Origin of the sequence: Paenarthrobacter sp. NCHU4564 (assembly GCF_052156435.1) — a bacterium.
Lineage (GTDB): Bacteria > Actinomycetota > Actinomycetes > Actinomycetales > Micrococcaceae > Arthrobacter.
In genome coordinates, this window is record NZ_JBQLIS010000006.1 from 61,220 (window position 1) to 77,761 (window position 16,542).

The 16,542-nt window shown below is 62.0% G+C and carries 13 protein-coding genes; 12 read left to right on the top strand and 1 reads right to left on the bottom strand.

Features of this window, described 5'->3' with window-relative positions; all coding sequences use genetic code 11:
- The first annotated feature begins 92 nt into the window (after positions 1 to 92).
- From ACSVIE_RS08235 to ACSVIE_RS08280, 10 genes are all read left to right on the top strand, one after another.
- Positions 93 to 710 carry an acyltransferase gene (locus ACSVIE_RS08235; protein WP_426003316.1) on the top strand — a complete coding sequence of 206 codons (618 nt, stop codon included), beginning with the start codon at positions 93 to 95 and terminating at the stop codon, positions 708 to 710.
- Positions 707 to 1,798, top strand: coding sequence for a DegT/DnrJ/EryC1/StrS family aminotransferase (locus ACSVIE_RS08240; RefSeq protein WP_426003315.1), 1,092 nt, complete (start codon positions 707 to 709; stop codon positions 1,796 to 1,798). Before ACSVIE_RS08235 ends, ACSVIE_RS08240 begins: the two co-directional genes overlap by 4 nt.
- On the top strand, positions 1,798 to 2,784 hold the full coding sequence (locus ACSVIE_RS08245) for a Gfo/Idh/MocA family oxidoreductase (RefSeq protein WP_426003314.1): 987 nt from the start codon (positions 1,798 to 1,800) through the stop codon (positions 2,782 to 2,784). The genes ACSVIE_RS08240 and ACSVIE_RS08245 overlap by 1 nt, the downstream gene beginning before the upstream one ends.
- 188 nt (positions 2,785 to 2,972) lie before the next feature.
- Positions 2,973 to 4,157, top strand: a complete 1,185-nt coding sequence (glf, locus tag ACSVIE_RS08250; protein WP_426003313.1) for a UDP-galactopyranose mutase — start codon at positions 2,973 to 2,975, stop codon at positions 4,155 to 4,157.
- Positions 4,154 to 6,166 carry a glycosyltransferase gene (locus tag ACSVIE_RS08255; RefSeq protein ID WP_442423541.1) on the top strand — a complete coding sequence of 671 codons (2,013 nt, stop codon included), beginning with the start codon at positions 4,154 to 4,156 and terminating at the stop codon, positions 6,164 to 6,166. Before glf ends, ACSVIE_RS08255 begins: the two co-directional genes overlap by 4 nt.
- 2 nt (positions 6,167 to 6,168) lie before the next feature.
- Positions 6,169 to 7,026 (top strand): ABC transporter permease, encoded by an 858-nt coding sequence (locus tag ACSVIE_RS08260; protein WP_426003311.1) that lies wholly within the window; start codon positions 6,169 to 6,171, stop codon positions 7,024 to 7,026.
- Entirely contained in the window at positions 7,027 to 7,758 is a 732-nt protein-coding gene (locus ACSVIE_RS08265; RefSeq protein WP_426003309.1) for an ABC transporter ATP-binding protein, read from the top strand. It begins immediately after the preceding gene.
- Between the two features lie 70 nt (positions 7,759 to 7,828).
- Positions 7,829 to 9,937 carry a DUF6541 family protein gene (locus tag ACSVIE_RS08270; RefSeq protein WP_442423542.1) on the top strand — a complete coding sequence of 703 codons (2,109 nt, stop codon included), beginning with the start codon at positions 7,829 to 7,831 and terminating at the stop codon, positions 9,935 to 9,937.
- A gap of 2 nt (positions 9,938 to 9,939) precedes the next feature.
- A complete protein-coding gene (locus tag ACSVIE_RS08275; protein ID WP_426003306.1) occupies positions 9,940 to 10,425 on the top strand; it encodes a GtrA family protein in 486 nt (161 codons plus the stop codon).
- Positions 10,426 to 10,428: 3 nt separating this feature from the next.
- On the top strand, positions 10,429 to 11,385 hold the full coding sequence (locus tag ACSVIE_RS08280; RefSeq protein WP_426003305.1) for a glycosyltransferase family 2 protein: 957 nt from the start codon (positions 10,429 to 10,431) through the stop codon (positions 11,383 to 11,385).
- A gap of 88 nt (positions 11,386 to 11,473) precedes the next feature.
- On the opposite strand, the gene ACSVIE_RS08285 is transcribed toward ACSVIE_RS08280, so the two are convergent.
- Positions 11,474 to 14,803: a chitobiase/beta-hexosaminidase C-terminal domain-containing protein gene (locus ACSVIE_RS08285; protein ID WP_442423543.1), complete on the bottom strand. Its 3,330-nt coding sequence runs from the start codon at positions 14,801 to 14,803 to the stop codon at positions 11,474 to 11,476.
- 317 nt (positions 14,804 to 15,120) lie between these two features.
- Here ACSVIE_RS08285 and ACSVIE_RS08290 point away from each other — a divergent pair, with 317 nt between their 5' ends.
- Together ACSVIE_RS08290 and ACSVIE_RS08295 are read left to right on the top strand one after the other, a co-directional pair.
- On the top strand, positions 15,121 to 15,915 hold the full coding sequence (locus ACSVIE_RS08290) for a hypothetical protein (protein ID WP_442423544.1): 795 nt from the start codon (positions 15,121 to 15,123) through the stop codon (positions 15,913 to 15,915).
- A gap of 86 nt (positions 15,916 to 16,001) precedes the next feature.
- Complete coding sequence (locus tag ACSVIE_RS08295) at positions 16,002 to 16,532, top strand: hypothetical protein (RefSeq protein WP_442423545.1); 531 nt, start codon at positions 16,002 to 16,004, stop codon at positions 16,530 to 16,532.
- Positions 16,533 to 16,542 lie beyond the last annotated feature (10 nt).

Here is a 16,542-nt window from a genome sequence, read left to right on the forward strand (position 1 = left end):
TTGCGCTATGTGGAAAACTTCCGCAACTCCGTGCCCCGCGGCCTTGACGCGAGGGCATTGCGTCTCGGCTAAGATGAGACTCGTTGTCGCGTGTGCTCAATGAGGAAGGACCTTCACCGGTGATAGTGGTTGCAGAGAGCGCCGATGTTTCGGACGAGGCGCAAATTGGTGAGGGATCCAAGATCTGGCATCTGGCCCAAGTCCGTGAGAAGGCGGAGTTGGGAGCCAACTGCATCGTAGGGCGGGGTGCCTACATCGGTACCGGCGTCAAGATGGGTGATAACTGCAAGGTCCAGAATTACGCGCTGGTCTACGAACCTGCGGAACTGGAAGCAGGGGTCTTTATCGGACCTGCGGTGGTCCTTACCAACGATACTTATCCGCGGGCGGTCGGCCCCGACGGCAGCCTGAAAAGCGCCCATGACTGGGAACCCGTCGGCGTTACCATCCGCGAGGGTGCCTCCATCGGAGCCCGCGCTGTCTGTGTTGCACCCGTAACGATCGGCCGTTGGGCCACGGTTGCCGCAGGAGCGGTCGTCGCAAAAGACGTACCTGACTTCGCCTTGATGGTTGGTGTCCCCGCCAAGCGGCACGGATGGGTCGGAAAAGCGGGATTCCCGCTGCAGCGCAGCGGTGATGCCTGGGTTTGCCCTGAGACCGGCGCCAAATATGTTGAAGAAAACGAAACCCTTCGAGAGGTAGAGGCATGAGCCCCGAATTCATTCCCCCGGCCAAACCCATCATTGGCGACGAAGAGCGTAAAGCCGTGGAGGTTGTCCTTGCCTCGGGACAGCTCGCGCAGGGCTCGGAGGTTGCGTCCTTCGAGCAGGAGTTCTCCCAGGTCCTCCTGGATGGCCGGGCGGCCGTCGCCGTTAACTCCGGTACCTCGGGCCTCCACCTCGGCCTCCTCGCCGCAGGCATTGGTGCGGGCGACGAAGTCATCGTTCCGTCCTTCACTTTCGCAGCAACCGCCAACTCCGTGGCATTGACAGGCGCTACTCCCGTATTTGCCGACGTCGATCCGGTCCACTACACGCTTGACCCGGCCTCCGTGGAGTCGAAGATCACCGACCGCACGGCGGCGATCATGCCGGTGCACCTCTACGGCCACCCTTTTAACGTAGACGCCATTGGGGCCCTCGCCGCCAAGCATGGAGTCAAGGTGTTTGAGGACGCAGCACAGGCGCATGGTGCTTCGGTCAACGGGCGCAAGGTGGGTACCTTCGGTGACTTTGCCATGTTCAGCCTCTATCCCACCAAGAACATGACATCGGGGGAGGGCGGCATGGTCAGCACCGGGCTGGCTGACGTCGAGCGCCGCCTCCGCCTTCTGCGCAACCAGGGCATGGAGCGCCAGTACGAAAACGAGCTGGTGGGCTTCAACGCCCGCATGACCAACATCCATGCAGCGATCGGCCGCGTTCAGCTGACCAAGGTTGAAGCCTGGACCAAGACCCGCCAGGCAAACGCTGCTTTCTTCGACGCCAACATCGAAGGCGTTGTCACGCCCAAGGTCGCCGAGGGCTACGAACACGTCTACCACCAGTACACCGTCCGGGTCGAAGAGGACCGCGACGGTTTCGCCAAAGCCCTCCGCGAGGAATACAACGTCGGATCGGGTGTTTACTACCCCATTCCAAACCATCGGCTGGCCCCCTTCCAGACTTCCGACGACCTTCCTGCCACGGAGGAAGCAGCAGCCAGCGTGTTGTCGCTGCCGGTACACCCGTCCCTCAGCCAGGACGACCTGGAGCGTATTGTCGAGGCCGTTAACGCCGTCGCAAAGGCAGGCAGCTAGTGGCGAACCTCCGCGCAGGGCTCATCGGGTTGGGCATGATGGGACGCCACCATGCCCGGGTCATTCGTGAACTTGACGGCGTTGACTTGGTCGCCGTCGCGGATTCGTATGGCGACCCGCACAATGTAGCCGACGGTTTGACGGTTTACGGCTCGGTCGAAGAGCTCATCGCCCAAGGGATCGATATGGCGGTTGCCGCCGTGCCCACGATCCTGCACGAGGAAGTAGCCCTTCAGCTCGCTGAAGCCGGTGTCCACTGCCTGGTGGAAAAGCCCATTGCGAACGACTCCGAGTCCGGACGCCGCATCGCCGAGGCCTTCGAAGCCAAGGGCCTCGTGGGCGCGGTAGGGCACATCGAGCGCTTCAACCCCTCATTGCAGAGCCTGCGGGACCGTCTTGGCAATGGCGACCTCGGTGAGGTCTACCAGATCAGCACACGGCGACAGGGGCCGTTCCCGGCCCGCATCGCGGACGTCGGAGTGGTCAAGGACCTGGCCACGCACGACATCGACCTCACGGCATGGCTGGCCCAGAGCAACTTCGTCAACGTTGTTGCCCACACGACCTCCCGCAGCGGCCGTGAGCACGAGGACATGGTCACGGCAATCGGCCACCTCAAGAGCGGTGTGGTCACCAACCACATCGTCAACTGGTTGTCACCCATGAAGGAACGCACCACGGTGGTCCTTGGCGAACGTGGTGCCTTCATCGCCGACACGATTTCGGCCGATCTGACGTTCGTTGAAAATGGCACCTTCCAGACCGACTGGGACTCCGTGGCAGCTTTCCGTGGCGTTTCAGAGGGCTCTTCCACCCGGTTTGCCCTTGCCAAGCGCGAACCGTTGAAGATGGAGCATGAGGCGTTCCGGGACGCTGTCCTTGGCAAGTCCATGAACATTGTCACCATGGCCGAAGGCCTGGAGACCCTGCGCGTTGCTGAAGCCGTCCTGGATTCGGCCAAGTCAGGTGCTGTGATAGCACTCTGAAACGGCAGGCCAGCCATGGTTTGCGATGGGGGAGGTTGGCTGTGGGCCAGCCTCCCCTCGCCGTTTCCGGGGGCTGATGACCAGTGCCCGGCACTGGTGCCGAATCGGGGAACCCGCGGGACGTCGGGTAGCCTTGACCAGTAGACGTGGGCACTTCTGTGCCCGCACGCCAATACACAGGAGAGTTTGTGAACGCTGATCTCGTCGTCGTCGGCTCGGGTTTCTTTGGCCTGACCATTGCAGAACGCGCCGCTACCGAGTTGGGGCTGAAGGTTGCGGTTCTGGATCGCCGCCACCATATTGGAGGAAACGCCTACAGCGAGAATGAGGAGAAGACCGGAATCGAGGTGCACCGTTACGGGGCACACCTCTTCCACACCTCCAATGAGCGTGTCTGGGATTACGTGAACAACTTCACCAAGTTCACCAACTACCAGCACAAGGTCTACACCAGCCACAAGGGCGAGGTGTACCCGATGCCCATCAACCTGGGCACCATCAACCAGTTCTTCCGTTCGGCCATGAGTCCGTCCGAAGCCCGCGCACTGATCGCGGAGCAGGCGGGCGAGCTGGCGGGCACGGATCCGCAGAACCTGAATGACAAGGGCATCCAGCTGATTGGCCGCCCGCTCTACGAAGCATTCATCAAGCACTACACCGGCAAGCAGTGGCAGACTGATCCCAAGGATCTGCCGGCGGAGATCATTTCCCGCCTCCCTGTCCGGTACAACTACGACAACCGCTACTTCAACGACACGTACGAAGGCCTTCCGGTTGACGGCTATACCGCGTGGATCGAACGCATGGCGGATCACCCGAACATCGAGGTCATCCTCAACACCGACTTTTTCGAGGACGGCGAATTTGGCCGGTCCTCGGTCCTTGGCCAGGTCCCCGTCATCTACACGGGCCCGGTGGACCGGTACTTCGACTATGCCGAGGGCGACCTGTCATGGCGCACCATCGATCTTGAAGAAGAAGTCCTTCCCATCGAGGACTTCCAAGGCTGCGCTGTCATGAACTATCCCGACGCTGAAGCGGCATATACCCGCATCCACGAGTTCCGGCACTTCCACCCCGAGCGCGACTACACCAAGGACGCGACCGTCATCATGCGTGAGTTCTCGCGTTTCGCGGAGAAGGGCGATGAGCCTTACTACCCCGTGAACACCGCCGAAGACCGCACCAAGCTGCTGGCCTACCGCGATCTTGCGCGGGGGGAAAAGTCGGTACTGTTCGGCGGCCGCCTTGGCACCTACAAGTACCTTGACATGCACATGGCCATTGGATCCGCCCTGTCCATGTTCGACAACAAGATCAAGCCGCATTTTACCGGCGGCGCCAAGCTTGAAAGCGGCGGAGTCGACGCATGACCGCCACGAAGAACGAAAGCCAGGAGACTGCCATGACGGCCACCACTGCTGCTGAAGCTCCGGCCTCCACCAAGGATGGCCTGAGGATTGTCCAGCGGGTTGTCTTCCCGGCCAACCGGGACCTCGACACCCTTCCCCTGTATGTCGATCCGGACACCAACAAGGTCCGCAAGCAGGACGACAACGGCGGCACAGTGGTCCAGGCCGTGGGAATGGCCCGGAAGCTGCATCCCGAGGACATCCTGGACCGCGGGTCCGTCCAGGTCCGGCGCGGCGAGCGTCTTTCCTTCGGCTCCTATTTCAACGCGTTCCCGGCCAGCTACTGGCGCAAGTGGACCATCGCCACCAAGACCGTTCTCCACATCGAGACCGAAGGTGAAGGCACGGTCATCGTGTACAGGTCGAACGCACGCGGTGCTGCCCAGCGCGTCGACTCCATCCTCGTCGAAGGCAACGCTTCCAATGATTTCGAACTGACGCTCGCGCCATTCGGCGACGGCGGCTGGTACTGGTTCGACCTCATCGCAGGCGGCGAGGGCATGACGCTGCGCAGTGCGCATTGGGCCGTACCGGATGAGGGCCGTCCGCAGGGCAAAGTGACGCTTGGCGTCACCACGTTCAACCGCGCTGACTACTGCCTGGAGACGATCAAATCGATCGACGCCGATGCCGGCCTGCGCGGGATCCTCGCCGAACTGATCATCGTGGACCAGGGCAACAAGAAGGTGGCAGACGAGGACGGATTCGACGCCGTAGCCGCCTCCATGGGGGACCAGCTCCGCATCATCAACCAAGGCAACCTTGGCGGCTCTGGCGGTTTCGCCCGGAACATGTATGAAATGGTCGTCTCGGACAAGAGCGACTACGTCATGCTGCTGGACGATGACATCGAACTGGAAACCGAAGGCGTCCGGCGTGCGGTGGCATTCGCGGACCTCTGCCGCAAACCCACCATCGTGGGCGGTCACATGTTCGACATGTACAACAAGTCAGTCCTGCACGCCTACGCCGAGGTAGTGAACTTCTACCGCTTCCTGTGGGGCCCCGTTGAAGGCCTGGGCAACCACGATTTCTCCGCGGAGGGCCTGCGGTCCACCCCGTTGCTCCACCGCCGCTGGGATGCCGACTACAACGGCTGGTGGATGTGCCTGATTCCCAAGACGGTGGTCGAGACGATTGGTTTGTCCCTCCCCGTTTTCATCAAGTGGGATGACGCGGAGTACTCGCTTCGTGGACGTGCAAACGGATTCCCGACCGTGACGCTTCCCGGTGCGGCCGTATGGCACGTCTCCTGGGCGGACAAGGACGACTCCGTGGACTGGCAGGCGTACTACCATGAGCGGAACCGGTTGATCGCCACCTTGCTTCATTCGCCGTTCCCCAAGGGCGGCCGCATCTTCCGTGAAAGCCTGAACACCGACATCAAGCACCTTGTTTCCATGCAGTATTACCCTGAGCAGGCCCGCATCATGGCGCTGCGGGACGTGCTGGAAGGGCCGGGCAAGCTTCACGAGCAGCTTCCGAGCACCATGCCGAAGCTCCGCGCCATGCGCGATGATTTTGTCGATTCGCAAGTGAAGACCGATCCCGGGGCATTCCCGGAGGTTTTCCGGAAGCGTCCGCCGAAGAAGCCGCAGACCTACAAGCAGCCGGGCGCACTGGGCCTGCTTCCCTGGGCTGTCAAAACTGTACTCAAGCAAACACTGGCACCGGTCCGCGATGCTGCCAGGACCAACCCGGAAGCCCATGTGGCACACCAGGATGGCAAGTGGTGGAGCCTTGCGCACTTGGACAGTGCGGTGGTCTCCAACGCCGATGGCACGGGCGCTTCGTGGTACCAGCGTGATCCCAAGCTGGCCCGCCGCCTGCTCGCCGAGACCGCCCAGTTGCATGCTCAGCTCTTCTCCAACTGGGAAACTCTGCGTGCCCAGTACCGCGCTGCCCTTCCCGAGATCACCTCCATGGATTCCTGGCGGGAGACGTTTGACGCTTCGGAGCCCACAGACTAGCGATGTCTAATTCCACTGATACATACGCAGTGCCCGGGGTTGGCGCCGGACTGCTGGACGTCTTCCGGCGTCGGTACCTGCTCAAGCTGATCGTCCGCAAGGAGCTCAGGGTCCGTTACCGGGGATCGGTCCTGGGCCTGGCATGGTCATATGTAAAGCCGCTGGTCCAGTACATCGTGCTGTTCCTTGCCCTCGGCATTGTCCTGCGGGTGGGCGACCAGATCCCCAACTATGCGTTGTACATGTTCTCCGGCGTCATCGTGGTCAACTTCTTCACGGAAGCCTTTTCCAATGCCACGCGCTCGATCGTGTGGAATGCCGCCCTGGTCAAGAAGATCTACCTGCCGCGCGAGCTTTTCCCGGTCGCTTCGGTGTGGGTGGCGGCGGTCCATTTCCTGCCCCAACTGGTGGTGCTGCTGGCTGCGGCCCTCCTGAACGGATGGCGTCCTGATGCCATGCAGTTGCTGGGAGCGGCCCTTGGCTTCGTGATAGTAGCCATAACTGCCACAGGCCTGGGCTTGCTGGCAGGCGCGATCAACGTCTTCTTCCGGGACGCCGAAAACATCGTGGACATGCTGATGATGGTGGTCACGTGGACATCGCCGGTGCTTTACGACTGGACCATGATCCGTCGTCTCGCCCCGGACTGGGCGTTGACGATCTATCAGTTGAACCCGGTCACAGTGGCTGTGGAGCTTTTCCACTGGGCCTTTTGGTATCCCACGGTGGACCGGCCCGTTGAACTGCCGCCGCACTTGCTGATGACCGGTTTCGCCGGCCTGGGCATGGCTGTCCTGTTCCTCATCATCGGCCAGCTGGTGTTCCGCCGGCTCGAAGGCCACTTCGCGCAGGAGGTCTGAATGGGCGCCGCAATTATCGTCAAGAACCTCAAGAAGACCTTCAACCTTCGGCACTCGCACTCCCTCAAGGAGACGCTGGTGTGGCTGGCCAAGGGACGCAAAGGCGACCTTTCCAGGAAGTTCGACGCCCTCCATGATGTGAGCTTCGAAATCCAGCCGGGTGAAACGGTGGCCTTGCTCGGATTCAACGGTTCGGGAAAGTCCACGCTGTTGAAGCTTATTTCCGGGGTGATTCTTCCCGACAAGGGAACGGTCCGCACCAAGGGAAGGGTTGCCGGCCTTATTGAGGTAGGTGCAGGCTTCCACCCGGACCTCTCCGGCCGCGAGAACGTCTTCCTGAACGCCGCCATCCTGGGCATGACGGAAGACGAGATCAATGAGAAATTCGACGAAATCGTCGCCTTCTCGGAGATTGAACAGTTCATCGATACTGAAGTGAAGTTCTATTCTTCCGGCATGTTCCTGCGCCTGGCATTTGCCGTGGCCGTTCATACCCAGCCGGATATCTTCCTGGTCGATGAGATCCTTGCTGTGGGCGACGAACCTTTCCAGCGCAAATGTCTGGCCAAGATCAAGCAGCTTTCCGACGAGGGGCGGACGTTGGTTGTTGTCAGCCACGATCTCGACATGATTTCGCGCATTTGCGACAGGGGAGTTGTGCTGTCCTCGGGGACTGTCCAGTTCGAAGGGCCCGCAGACCAAGCTGTGGCCTGGTTGCGGGAACGCAACTAGCAGGCATCAATGCCCACGTCGTCTATCTGAGGATGGCCGGCAAGAGCATCTAAGAAAGGCGATCGTAGGAATGGGTATCGGCCCACTGCTGTTGTGTGTACTCCTGATCGTAGTGTTGTGGTGGGGACCCGGTTGGCTCCTCGGCGAGGCGCTTGGGGTAAACAGGACTCTCCTGCCTGTTGTGGCACCCTTGCTCGGCATGGGGGTCCTGACGGTCATCGGCGTCACTGGAAACTCCCTGGGCATGAGCTGGGATCTGCTTCCGGTAACGGCGGTCCTGCTGGTTTTGGCAGGCCTCCTCTTCGCGGTCCGTCTGGTGCTGCGGCGCCGGTTTCCCGACAAGTTCGGCCACGGAGTCCGCGAAACGCCAAGCATTTTTGGCAAGCACCGGTTTGCAGGTTCGTGGTGGATCCTGCTCGCCGGCCTGGTCGCCGGTGGAGCAGTCGCAGCGGTCTCGTGGATAGTCGGCACTGAAGGCCTCCTGGGCATCAACCAGGACTGGGACATCCCGTGGCACGCCAACATGATCCGGCTGATCTCCGTGAACCATGAATGGGATCCTTCCATTGCGGGCAACTTTGCCTACTACGACACCACCATTCCGGAGGCTCCGATCCGGAGCTATCCAATTGCGTTCCATGCGGTTCTTTCCCTTTTCTGGCCGCTGAGCAATGTCAGCATTCCGGTGTTTTTGAACGTTTTTGTCCTGGTGATGATGGCCATCCAGTTGCCGCTCAGCACCATGGCCCTGACGATGCTGGTGACCCGCCGTCCCATCGCCGTTGCTGCAGCGGCGGCCGTTTCCGGCTGGTTCACGGTGTATCCCTACGACCTCCTGTGGCGCGGACCGTTGATTCCGTTTTTTGCAGGGATGCTGCTGGTGGGCCCGTTCGCATTCCTGGCGGTGAAAGGTGCGCTGGAGCGGCAGAAGTTCTGGATCATCGGGATCGCTTTTGGTGCCGTCGGCGTCATTGCGGTCCACCCCTCGCTTGCTTTCGTTGTCCTTCCCATCCTGGTCTTCTGGTTCCTCTCCGCGCTGATCCGCCGCAAGGGCAGGGTACTGGGCATCACTGTCTACCTCGCTGTGTCAGGTGTCCTTGCCGCAATCCTGGGACTGCCGATCATTGCGCAGATGCTCAAGGAATCGGCACGTGTCTCAAAGCAGGTCTGGGCTGCGGATACCGACCGGAACGGTGCAATCCAGAACATCATTTTCCTCAATCACGGTTCCATGGCCATGCCCATCCTTACCGCACTGGTGGCCCTGGGATGCCTCGCAGTGGTTCTGCGGATCCGCATGTGGTGGTACTTCGGTCCTGTGTTGGCCTTTGCCTTCCTTTCCGTCTACACCATGGGTACCGACAATCCCCGTTTCATGACTCTGACGGCCCCCTTCTACGATGACCAGTGGCGGATTTTCGGCATCCTGGTGATGCTTCTTGTCCCGCTTGCAGGACTGGGCGTCGCCCAAGCCGGGGAGGCCGTTGAGTGGCTGGTCAGGAAGCTTCGTCGTTCCCCGGCTGCTGAAACCGGCACCCGAACGAAGCGCCGACCCAACCACATCATCACGGCGGCTGCGTCCGCCGTCGTACTGTTGGCCTGTGGTGTGGCAGCCATCCCGTACTTCAAGCAGAATGCCCAGAGGATCAACATCAACACCAAGGTGGATGGTGCCACACTGAGTGCGTCAGAGGTAGGCCTGCTCAGCAAGATCGACCAGTACGTGCCGCAGGATGCAACTGTGCTCAACGACTCCTGCGACGGATCAGTATGGATGTACGCCTTGGGCGACAGAATGCCCATGATCCGGCACTTTGAAATTCTTCCGACCAACCGCCAGTTGCTGGTCCTGCAGAAGTTGCCGGAGCTCGCCACCGATTCCGAGGCCCGGGCCGCCGCAGCAGAACTCGGCATCGAGTGGGTCTACGTGGCAGATGGCCGGATCCGGGCCTGGGATGAGCCGAAGCCTGGCCTGACCCAGCCGGACTCCATCCCGTTCCTGGAGCTCGTGGTGCGCGAGGGCAACGCTGCCCTGTACCGGCTCGACTGGTCGCAGCTCCCGGGTGGAAAAGCGGAGTTCGACGCCGCAGCGAAGGACCGCGTGCAGCTCGACGGCGTTTCCGGAATCCTTGAGAACAAGAACCCCGATGGCATCGCCCCGCTTGGAAGGATCTGCTGACCATGAAGGCACTCATCGCCAAGGTACTGGCTTCCAGCCTGTTCCGTTTCCTGGTTGTCGGCGGACTGAGCTTCCTGGTGGACCTCGGCCTCCTGGCTCTGTGTTTCCAGGTCTTTGGCTGGCCCTTGTGGCTGGCAGCAGGAGCCGGATTCTGGGGCAGCTTTTTCTTCAACTACTTCCTCCAGCGCCATTTTGCCTTTGGCGGGGGAGGAACGGCTCTTGGCGGCGTGCTGAGGTACTCCGGTCTGCTCGCCTTCAACACGGTAGCCGTGATGGGCATTGTTGAGTTCTTTGAATTCATCGGCGCCGGATATGTCGTCGGTAAAGTGGTGTCGACGATCGTGACCATGGGATGGAACTACTTCATCTACAAGCACTGGATCTTCCCGCAGAAAAAGCACCCGGAGAACACCAGCCCCATTCCAGAAGGCGGGCCGGACACCGGCGCGCCTGCCCAAAAACTCACCCCTAACAGCAGCGAAGGATAATCGATGTATCGAGGCGTGCGAATAGCCGCGGTAGTGCCGGCGTACAAGGAAGAAAACCACATCGCGACGGTTATCAAGACGATGCCCGACTTTGTGGACCACATCGTGATTGTCGATGACTGCAGCCCCGACGACACGTCGGGCGCTGCGCGCCGCGCCGACGACGGCAGGGTCACCCTCATCCGCCATGAGGTGAACCAGGGCGTGGGCGGTGCGGTCCTGACCGCGCACAAGGCAGCCATGGAACTCGGCTCCGACATCAACGTGGTCATGGCCGGTGACGCCCAGATGGATCCGGAGTACCTGCCGCAACTGCTGGACCCCGTGGTCGAAGGGTATGGCTTTGCTAAGGCAAACCGGTTCTTCTCCGGCGAGTCCTTTGCAGGCATGCCCGGCTACCGTATTTTCGGCAACATCGTATTGTCCTTCATGACCAAGCTGGCGTCCGGCTACTGGCACATCTTCGATCCGCAGAACGGCTACACGGCCATCCGCACGGAGGTCCTGCGTCGACTTCCGCTGAACAAGGTCGCTGCACGTTACAGCTTCGAGAATGACCTCCTGATCCACCTGAACATCCTGGATGTGCCGATTGTGGACGTGCCGATTCCGGCGGTCTATGGCAACGAGGTGTCCAGCATCAAGCTGCGTAAGGTCATCCCTGAACTTTTGGCGATGCTCTTTGGAGGCTTCTGGCGCCGCGTGTGGTGGAAGTACATGGTGTGGTCGTTCTCCGCGGTGGCTCTGCTCCTGATTGCCGGACTGGCCCTGATCGTCATGGGCCTCGGTGTGGGTGCCTGGGTCCTCGCCGCAAGTGTGGGGTCCCCGACGGCAGGCTCGGTGATGCTGGCCGTTGTGCCCTTTGTCCTGGGTGTCCAGATGCTGCTGGTTTCGCTGCAATTGGACATACAGGCAAGCCCGGACAGACCCACAATGCACCCCATGAAAGAACGCGCCTAGCGTTCTTCATCAAGGGGCACGTTCTTCACCAAGGCGCAGGGCCCGGACGCGACGCGTCCGGGCCCTGCGCCTTTAATGCAGGCTCTCCCTAGGGGAGGGACGTAAAGCCACCCCAGCCCCAACCGACCTGGCTGCGTGAGAGCCATCCGGAGGTGCCGTTGCCCGGGTAGAGGAACAGGTTGCCTCCCGAGTCACGGGCCAGGACGTCATTTTTGCCGTCCCCGTTGAAGTCGCCCGGCCCGACGATGGCAGTCATTCCGCTCCAGCCGCTGCCTACCTGGACGCGGGCAAGCCAACCACCGGTTCCATTGCCCGGGTACAGCCAGAGGATTCCGTTGGTATCCCGGGCCAGTACGTCCGTCCGGGTATCCCCGTTGAAGTCGCCAGTGCTGAGGATGGCTGTCATGGTGTTCCATCCCGTACCGACCTGGGCACTTGAGGCGAATCCGCCGGTTCCGTTGCCAACGTACAGGATCAAAGCTCCGGTGGAGTTCCTGGCGAGGACATCTGCTTTTCCGTCACCGTTGAAGTCACCCGGTGCCAGTATCAGGGTCATCCCGGACCATGCGGTTCCTGCCTGAGTGCGCGTTCCCAGGCCACCTGCACCATTGCCCGGGTAGAGCCACAGGACGCCGTTGGTGTCGCGGGCCAGGATATCGCTGCGGCCGTCTCCGTTGAAGTCCTTGGTAGGCACGATGGCGTTGAGTGAGTTCCAGCCTGTTCCGATTGACCGTTGCGTCAGCCAACCGCCGGTGCCGTTGCCCGGGTACAACCACAGCGTGCCGCCATTGTCGCGGGCCACGACGTCGTTCTTCGCATCGCCCGTGTAGTCCTTCCAGGTATTAACCGGCGGTGCCGTGACGGTGTAGGTCTGGGTGACGATTGCGGAACTGTTGTTGGCCGTGTCCACAGCGAAGTATTTCAGCGTCATCGCCGTGGTGAGCGTGATGGGAGCAGCGTACTTGTTGGCCGCAGTGGCCGTCGGGTTGGTGCCGTTGGTGGTGAAGTAGATGCTCGCACCGGTTTCGTTGACGGAGAGGGTGATCTGCTGGTTGGCAGGGTAGCTGCCGCCGGCAGGCGATACGGAAACCACAGGAGCAGTGGTGTCCAGGACGGTGTATGCCCTGGTGGCCACGGCCGAGGCGTTTCCGTAGGCATCGACTGCGACCGCTTTCACCGTGGTGTTTGCAGTGAGGGCGAACGGTGCCGTGTATGCCTTGGTGGATCCGGTGGCAGAGGTCGCGGGCGTGGTTCCGTCGACCGTGTAGAAAACGGCACCGGGTTCACTGGATGACAAGGTGACCAACTGACCGGACGGATAAGCGCCGGCTGCAGGGGAAACCGTCAGCACGGGTGGCGTGGCGTCCACGATGTACGTCTGGCTACCTCCTGTTGATGCGTTGCCTGCCGTGTCCCGGGCGAAGTATTTCAGGGTCATGGACGCCATGGGGATCGGGCCGGAATACACCGTGCTGCTCGCGGTGGGAGTGCTGCCGTCCGTTGTGTAGTAGATGGTGGCTGCCTCATTGACCGATAGCGTCACCGTCCTGTTTGGGCCATAGGTACCGCCTGCGGGATCGACCGATACTACGGGAGCCGCGGTGTCGGGGGCGAAGACCGTCACGGTCCTGCTGGCGGTGGCGGTGTTGCCGGCGTTGTCAGTGGCCTCCACCGTGAAGGTTACGGGGCCGCTGGGCAGGTTGGTGTAGGACTTGGGCGAGGTGCAGGCCGTGAAGGCGTTCGACCCGGTCCTGCACCTGAAGCCTGCGACATCGGTTGAGGTCGATGCGAAAGCGAACGACGGCGAGATGCCCACTGTAGCGCCTTCTGCCGGTGAGCTGATGGCCACCTGGGGTGGGGTCAGGTCAGCGGTGACTGTCACCGACGCCACGGCACTGATGTTGCCGGCCTTGTCCGAAGCCCTGACCCGGAGGATGTGCTGCCCGGAGGTACCGAGGTTGAAGACGTGCCCATTGCTGCATGCCGTGAAGGTTGTCGTGGAGTCGACGGAGCAGGAAAGCGTGGTGTCAGGTTCGGAGGTCACGCCCAGTACCGGCGACCCGCTGACAGTCGCACCGGAAGCCGGTGAGGTGATCACCGGTGCCGCAGGTACCGTCAGGTCCACGGTGAATGACCGTGAGACGGGCAGTCCGGAAGGTGCGGCCCTGACCGAGAAGGTGTAGGCCCCGTTGGCCAGGGAGTTGGCCGGAGTGAAGGATCCACCGGAGCAAACCTGCCATACAGGTGTGGCCGTGCTCAGCTGGAGGCTGCATTCAAGGGCTCCGCCAGGAGGGGTCGAGGCCACCGTAAACGTCGGCGTTGGGTCATTGGTGAAAGCGGGGTCGGGAGCCTGCGCTCCGTTGGCCGCCGTCGGGCCGCTGACAATCGAAGGAACCACGCCGCCCAGGGTGAGCAGCCTGCCCTGTTGCGTCGGCTTGGCCGGATCCAACTGGCCCGGATCTTCCAGGACCAGCAGCTTGCCGTCGCGCATGGAGAGCCCGCCGATCTTGCTGAACCCAAGGGCCCACTGGTTATCAACAGTGTCCGTGCTCAGATCGATACGGGAAATGGTGTCCTTGCCGGCATCTGCAGTGGTTGTGCCGCCGCCTGTTCCCGTGTAGAGCACCAGCGGAGAGTGCCAGTCATAGTAGATGGCGGTGGGCTTCCCCACGTTGTACAGGGGCGAAGGGACGTAGTTGGTGAGCACACCATCGTCTGGTGCTGTGAAGACCGTCAGCCCCGATGTTTCGGCGACGTAAACCACCACGTTCCCGGCGCTGTTCCGATGTGTTGCTGCCAGGCCCAGGGAACTGGAATTGACACTGGCGATGGATTCGATGCTGGGGTGCAGTGCGGTGGGGTGGACGATCTTGACAATGGAGCGCGCGTTGGCGAACGAAAGATAGATGTTGCCGTCCGGTCCATCGCTGACAGCGTTGGGACGGAGGTCGCCGTCGAAGATGGTCAGTTCGCCGTCGTAGACGAAGACTCCTCCGCCCGGGTTCCAGTAAGCGCGGACAACGTCGGAACTTCCGACGGCGGCATCCGGGATGAACGCGAATTCGTCGCCGCTGCCGTGGTTTGCGGGAGTTGGGTCGATGATTGCCGGGGCTCCGGCCAAAGCCGGACCGTTCTTGTGCCCGGGGAGCGTTCCGCCCAGGCAGGTTGCGGCTTCGAGGCCGCCGGGTGTGGTTCCGGAGGCCTCGGTGACCCGGCAGAAACCGGCGCGGGCGTCTGAAACCCACAGCCGGCCGTTCGGGTCAACCAGCGTTCCCGCAGCCTTCGTCAGACCGGTCGCCACCGTCTGGCGGGCCTGGTCAGCTACGGCGGAAGCAGGCGTCAGTACACCGACCAGCGCGGCCAATGCCATGCTGGCAGCGGCGAGGAAGGCCGTGGCTTGGTGCCTTGGCCTGCCCACCGTGCGGCCTTGGATTGACGACCGGAATTTTCCCTTGGTTCTAAAGCGACCGGCGAGGGCAACACATGCCAAACCATGCTGAAGAACACTGCGATTGCGCGTGTCCACCGAGGAATCCCCACTTCATTCGGATGCTCCCCAGCTCCGCATGCATTGGTTATTCGCCCCACGCCGTTTCCGGCTGCGTCTACGTACATCTTCCACCAATTTTCACATTTGTCACTAGGGCGCAGAAATTTCCCGCCTCGCTGACGGTCGTTGGCGGGGTATCCCTTGACCCGGCAACCGCCCGATCGCACGATGGACGTGGAGGCATCATGCGCAGACTTTTTCCCTTGGCCGTCCCCCTGGCGCTGCTGCTGGCCGCCTGCACCGTACCCACGACGCCCCCCGGCCCTGGCTCCACCGGCTCCCAGGCAACCAGTCCCGCCACAACAGCAGAACCCAGCCGTCCGCCGTCGTCCGTTCCACCAAGCCGGGACGGTACGGCAGGAGAGGTTCCGCAGCCGGCAGAGGATGATCCCGGGCGCTTCATCTACGCCTGCACGAGCCTTGACGCTGCCCCGGAGGTTCGGTTGTCGAGCCTGGCCGAAGTGTGGGCAGCGCCAAACTACACGCGGTTCGAGTCCTGCGAGGTGTCCTTCGAAGGGGACGGAAGTTTCGACCCGAGCAACCGCGAGGCCCAAGCGATCGATGCTGCAGCGCCAGGTGGAACGGACGATCCCCAAGCCGTGATCGAGGAGGTCCTGCGCCTTTGCACGAGGATCAGCGATGAAACCGGTCCAGGCGGATTCGCCGAAGCCGGACGGGAGACGTTGTTGGCGGCGGCGGCCATGTGCCCCGATGCTCCGCAGGCAGGGATCATCAATGGCTGGGCCGACGGCACGCGCACAGGTGACGGTTCCGTGGTCGCCGGGGAGTCCCTGCAGCCCGGTTCGTACCAGGTAGTCAAGCAGGGCCCCGCGCCGGGGGAGTGCTCCTGGACGGTGGCTGATCCAGGGGGTGGAACCGTGGGGCGGGGTGGCATGCAGGAAGCCCTTGCGGGCGTCCCGGTTGACGAAGGCCAGAAATTCACTAGTGACAAATGCGGAATTTGGTGGAAGATGTACTAAGACGCAGCCGGAAACGGCTTGGGGCGAATAACCAATGCATGCGGAGCTGGGGAGCATCCGAATGAAGTGGGGATCCCTCGGTGGACATGCGCAGGCGCAGTGTTCTTCAGCTCGGTGTGGCAACCATTGCCCTGGCCGGTTGCTCAGGAACCAACGTAAATTCTTCCCAACCCTCCGGGCTCGAGGCCGCGCCAGTGGACGCGACCGACAAAGTTCCCGAGGAACGCCCGGAGCCGTTAATCCGGTACCAGTTCACCTGTACGGCCCAGGACGGCACCCTGATCGGCAAGTTCTCGAGTCTGGATGAAGTGTGGGCCTCTACCCGCTACATGCACATCACGGATTGTCAGGTAGCCTACGTTGGCAGCAGCCCGCATGTCCTGACCGCGGAGGAAACCGCGGCGGTCAACACCGCCATCGCCGCGGGTGCTGCCCCGGGGCAGGCATCGGAGCTGTGCCTTCGCATCATCAGGGCCAGTACGCGCACAGATCCGCGGAACCTGGCCGCGGCCTTGTCCGCCTACGGTGTTCCCGTGGTGAAGGGTGCCTTGACGCTGGCACCGCTGGCTCCCCAGGCAGCCCTGCTGACCAGATGGTTGAAAACCGCTGCCGCTTAAAGAAAGGGCG

Bases quoted from the DNA above. Each gene is read 5' to 3' on its own strand.
- ACSVIE_RS08240 (WP_426003315.1), top strand. From the start codon at position 707: ATGAGCCCCGAATTCATTCCCCCGGCCAAACCCATCATTGGCGACGAA.
- ACSVIE_RS08255 (WP_442423541.1), top strand. From the start codon at position 4,154: ATGACCGCCACGAAGAACGAAAGCCAGGAGACTGCCATGACGGCCACC.
- ACSVIE_RS08260 (WP_426003311.1), top strand. From the start codon at position 6,169: ATGTCTAATTCCACTGATACATACGCAGTGCCCGGGGTTGGCGCCGGA.
- ACSVIE_RS08265 (WP_426003309.1), top strand. From the start codon at position 7,027: ATGGGCGCCGCAATTATCGTCAAGAACCTCAAGAAGACCTTCAACCTT.
- ACSVIE_RS08270 (WP_442423542.1), top strand. From the start codon at position 7,829: ATGGGTATCGGCCCACTGCTGTTGTGTGTACTCCTGATCGTAGTGTTG.
- ACSVIE_RS08275 (WP_426003306.1), top strand. From the start codon at position 9,940: ATGAAGGCACTCATCGCCAAGGTACTGGCTTCCAGCCTGTTCCGTTTC.
- ACSVIE_RS08280 (WP_426003305.1), top strand. From the start codon at position 10,429: ATGTATCGAGGCGTGCGAATAGCCGCGGTAGTGCCGGCGTACAAGGAA.
- ACSVIE_RS08290 (WP_442423544.1), top strand. From the start codon at position 15,121: ATGCGCAGACTTTTTCCCTTGGCCGTCCCCCTGGCGCTGCTGCTGGCC.
- ACSVIE_RS08295 (WP_442423545.1), top strand. From the start codon at position 16,002: ATGCGCAGGCGCAGTGTTCTTCAGCTCGGTGTGGCAACCATTGCCCTG.